Below are 2,068 nucleotides of genomic sequence, written 5' to 3'. Positions count from 1 at the left end.
GGATAGGCGCTCGGGCGTCCGGCTGGAGAAAGATCGACCGGCATTACGCGATGTTGAAGTTCATCAGCGACGAGAGCAGCCTGCAGCCGCATGCGCAGCGATAGTGATGGAAAGCGACGGCCTTGCCATCTCGGTCGGGAAACTTGGCGTAGCCCTCGTCAATCGTGGTTGGCCCGTGCTGCTCGCAGATCGCCTCGTCGCCCTTCCGGGCAAGCGGGCGGCCCATGACCTCGAACCACGGTGAGCCGCCTGTGACTTCGCCTCCGTTCTCAAGTTTGTCACCTTTTCGGATGGGAGATTTCATTTCGAGGGATTCGTTTTATTTGAAGAGCGCCGCGCAGGCGTCGTCCGTCGCTACGACACGTCGGTTGCCCCGAACGTCCCACACGCCCGGATAGGCGTCTTGTGAACAGTCCATTTCGCCGCTTGGCGCGACATAGTGTCCATTGGGAGAGATAATCGCAGTCCCCGCCTCGCCACTACCACCAAAAGCGGATTCCCTCAGTTCACTAAGTCTGTGGCCCGGAATATACGCCCCCCTTATCGAGACAAGGTTTCGCGATGTTCCGATATGTGCAACGGTAGCCAGATATGTGAATGGCCGCACGCTAACAAAATCAAGGGCAACATAAATATCCTTTGAGAGATTTATGTCGGACAGCACCCCCACATTTGACGGGATCGAGAGGACGTGGACTACCCGCCCAGCTTGACAAGTGGCTAGATCCTGTTTTGGGATATAGCCGGTTTCTGAGACCATTACCGCCGATTTGTCGAAACTCTCGATTGCATAAAGCGGAGGCTTGTCAAGTAAGCACTTTCTAGAGCTGTCGATTGTAATTGAGGAACCAGCTACCTCATAGGTATCATCTGCGTGAGCGGCTCCTGCGAAAAAGACTGATGCCAGCACAACCAAACCCCATCCGATTCTAGGCATTTCCGAACTCTCACGAAATAATTTCTTTAGCCGAACGAGTGAAATCAAGCCGTCGATCCCAGTCAATATAACCACCATTAATCGCATATGTAACGTCGCGCGAGATTTGCCGTTCTTTTTGCTTGTCCGAATCAGAGATAGCCGGTTGCGAAGAATCCATGTCGATATGTCTGGTTACTTTTGGCCTTTCGAATCGCAAATAAAATCCCCCGCTATCCAGACTATTCTCAGGAAGGGCAACTCTCTGAGGGGCATCAATCATCGCGGGGGTTTTTGTCATACCGCTGCGATTGTGCGCAATATACGCTGGGTCGGTCCACCATGATGCGGTAAACGACGTACTCAAAATCCACCCCTTGAACGTCCAGTAATCTGCGTAATTGCTTCGCCCAGTAAGCTGCTTGAAACCCCGTCCTCGAAACTTCTGGGAATCTTCTCGATCGCAGTTGCCGTTCCGCCAGTCGTATGAACCCGTAATGCGCACCCCGTGTCTGTTGAGTTTTACCGAGCGGAACCAGGCATCGTCCTCAGTAGGAATCTGACCGTACCAATGCCCCGACGTGGATTCGGCAACTTCCGACGCCGGATTTATCACCGTTCCATGAAATCCATCACTTGCGAGGTGCCCTAGCATGCTCGTTTCCTGCATCGACGCGAGCCATGCGCTTTCAACGGCACCTTGGCCAAGAAAATGGGCAAGCCGAACAGGGGACGTTAAACCAAATTTTCGTGCTGCCAGATTTAGCGGCCTCAAGTAGGTATTACGCAATTGATCCGGAGATGGTCGCTGATTTCTACTGTAGCGCCTATCCGAGTAGATCTGCTTAAACTCGTCCTTGCTCAACCATCCGCACTTCCTGAAATGCCGGATAAACGCCAGCGGATGGAAGAACCAGAGCTTCTCCCCGGCGGGCAACCCGGTCACATCCCAAAACTGGACTTCCTTGAGGTACTTGAGAAAATCGTCGTAACCCGTTTGGTTGCCGTGGTAGAACCCGCCCTCATCGAGCAGCTTCGTGTAGCGCGTCTCGTTGTTCTTGCTATCCCATTCGCTCGGCGCGTTGCAGATAAATCCGCGTAGTGCCTGACGCACCGGATCGTTCATCCTCACGTAGGTTGACAGCGCTTGCG

The 2,068-nt window shown here is 53.5% G+C and carries 1 protein-coding gene and 1 pseudogene; both read right to left on the bottom strand.

What is annotated here, in order from left to right:
* Window positions 1-43: 43 nt before the first annotated feature.
* Complete coding sequence (locus tag F6X37_RS35570) at window positions 44-304, bottom strand: PAAR domain-containing protein (RefSeq protein ID WP_187614646.1); 261 nt, start codon at window positions 302-304, stop codon at window positions 44-46.
* Between the two features lie 643 nt (window positions 305-947).
* A pseudogene (locus F6X37_RS35565) lies at window positions 948-2,068 on the bottom strand (hypothetical protein); the annotation flags it as partial.

The organism is Paraburkholderia sp. 31.1 (assembly GCF_014397645.1).
Classification (GTDB): domain Bacteria; phylum Pseudomonadota; class Gammaproteobacteria; order Burkholderiales; family Burkholderiaceae; genus Paraburkholderia; species Paraburkholderia tuberum.
Note: the sequence above shows the minus strand (reverse complement) of the source record. Positions and strands in the feature narration are given on the sequence as shown.